This is a genomic window from Micrococcus sp. LASM2_SD2 (assembly GCF_057364565.1).
The window spans coordinates 1-1,704 of the sequence record NZ_JBNFOB010000340.1 but is presented as its reverse complement, the minus strand read 5'-3'; the positions used below and the strand labels follow the sequence as shown (position 1 = coordinate 1,704).

The 1,704-nt window shown below is 75.1% G+C and carries 3 protein-coding genes; all 3 read left to right on the top strand.

From position 1 onward, the window contains the following. A partial coding sequence (locus tag AC2W7A_RS12170; protein WP_485991572.1) for a RibD family protein occupies positions 1 to 580 on the top strand: 580 nt, incomplete at its 5' end. 4 nt (positions 581 to 584) lie between these two features. Then, complete coding sequence (locus AC2W7A_RS12165; RefSeq protein WP_485991571.1) at positions 585 to 1,295, top strand: riboflavin synthase; 711 nt, start codon at positions 585 to 587, stop codon at positions 1,293 to 1,295. Continuing rightward, positions 1,292 to 1,669 carry a 3,4-dihydroxy-2-butanone-4-phosphate synthase gene (locus tag AC2W7A_RS12160; RefSeq protein WP_485991570.1) on the top strand — a complete coding sequence of 126 codons (378 nt, stop codon included), beginning with the start codon at positions 1,292 to 1,294 and terminating at the stop codon, positions 1,667 to 1,669. Before AC2W7A_RS12165 ends, AC2W7A_RS12160 begins: the two co-directional genes overlap by 4 nt. The last annotated feature ends 35 nt before the right edge of the window (positions 1,670 to 1,704 follow it).

The window sequence follows — 1,704 nt, the reverse complement described above, 5'->3', positions numbered from 1 at the left end:
CACCAGCCGGTGGATCACCTCGCCGCAGTCCCGCGCCCACGCCCATGCGGTGCGACGGCGCGTGGACGCGATCGTCGTGGGCACCGGCACCGTCCTCGCCGACGACCCGCGCCTCACCGCCCGGCACGACGACGGCTCCCTCGCCTCCGCCCAGCCCGTCCCCGTGGTCATGGGGCACCGGGACATCCCCGGCTCCGCGGTCCTGCGCGGCCATCCCGCTCTGGCGGGGGTGGAACCGCTGCATGTGCGTACGCACGACCCGGCGGACGTCCTCGCCGCGATCGCTCGTCACCCGGGGCCGTGGCCCCAGGGACGGGGAGGCTGCGAGCACCTGCTGATCGAGGGCGGACCGACCGTGCTGGCCGCCTGGCTCGCCGCCGACCTCGTCGACGAGCTGCACGTCTACACCGCACCGACGTTCCTCGGCGCCGGCCTGGCCGCCGTCTCCGGACTGACCGTGGACACCCTGGCCCACGCCATGCGCTGGGCCCCCGACCCCGCCGAGGGCGGACCGGTCCGCTCGCTCGGCCCCGACACCTGGACCCATCTGCAGCCGGCCGCGGCCGCAGGGAAGGAGTGACACCGTGTTCACCGGGATCATCACCCACATCGGCACGGTCCGAGAGCTGGTGCACCGGCCGGAGGAGGACGTCGCGACGATCCTCGTGGACGCCCCCGGCGTGCTCGACGGCCTGCCCGAGGGCGGCTCCCTCGCCGTGGACGGCGTCTGCCTGACCGCCCTCCACGACGCGGACTCCGAATCCGGCGTGTTCCGCGCCGACCTGATGGGCCAGACCCTGCGCATGACGGCCCTCGGCGACCTGGAGCCCGGCTCCCGCGTCAACCTCGAGCGCTGCCTGCTCCCGCACCAGCACCTGGACGGGCACCTCGTCCAGGGCCACGTGGACGGGGTGGGCACCGTGCTCGAGGTGGCCGACGAGGGGGCCTGGCGGCGCGTGCGCGTCGGCGTGTCCGCCTCGCTCGCCCGCTACCTGCCGGCCCAGGGCGCCGTCGCCCTGCAGGGGGCCTCGCTGACCGTCGCCGCGGTGTCCGCCCCGGACGCCGCCGACCACTGGTTCGAGGTCGGCCTCATCCCGGCCACCCTGTCCGCAACGACCTTCGGGGACGTCGAGGCCGGTCGCCGCCTCAACGTGGAGACCGACGTGATGGCCCGCTACGCCGAACGTCTTGCCCAGATTCCGGCGCCGCAGGAGACGACAGGTTCCGTGCCGCAGGCGGGAGCAGCCCCGTCGTCGCAGGCAGGATCCGCCCCGCGGAAGGAGGCCCGCGCATGAGCCGCGACACCATCCGACTCGACCCCGTCGAGGAGGCGATCGCGGCGATCGCGGCCGGACGGGCCGTCGTCGTGGTGGACGACGAGGACCGGGAGAACGAGGGCGACCTCGTCTTCGCCGCCTCCCGGGCGACCCCGGAGCTGACGGCGTTCACGATCCGCCACACCTCCGGCGTGCTGTGCACCCCGATGCCGGCAGGCTGGGCCGAACGCCTCGCCCTGCCGCCCATGACGGCCACCAACGAGGACCCCAAGGGCACTGCGTACACCGTGTCCGTGGACGCCGCCGCTGGCGTCACCACGGGCATCAGCGCCGCGGACCGCGCCCGCACCCTGCGCGTGCTCGCCCATCCGGGCTCGTCGGCCGCCGACTGAGCCCGGCGGTCACGTCTTCCGGCTGCGCGCCGTGG

Coding starts and splice junctions, on each gene's coding strand:
- AC2W7A_RS12160 (WP_485991570.1), top strand. CDS start 1,292: ATGAGCCGCGACACCATCCGACTCGACCCCGTCGAGGAGGCGATCGCG.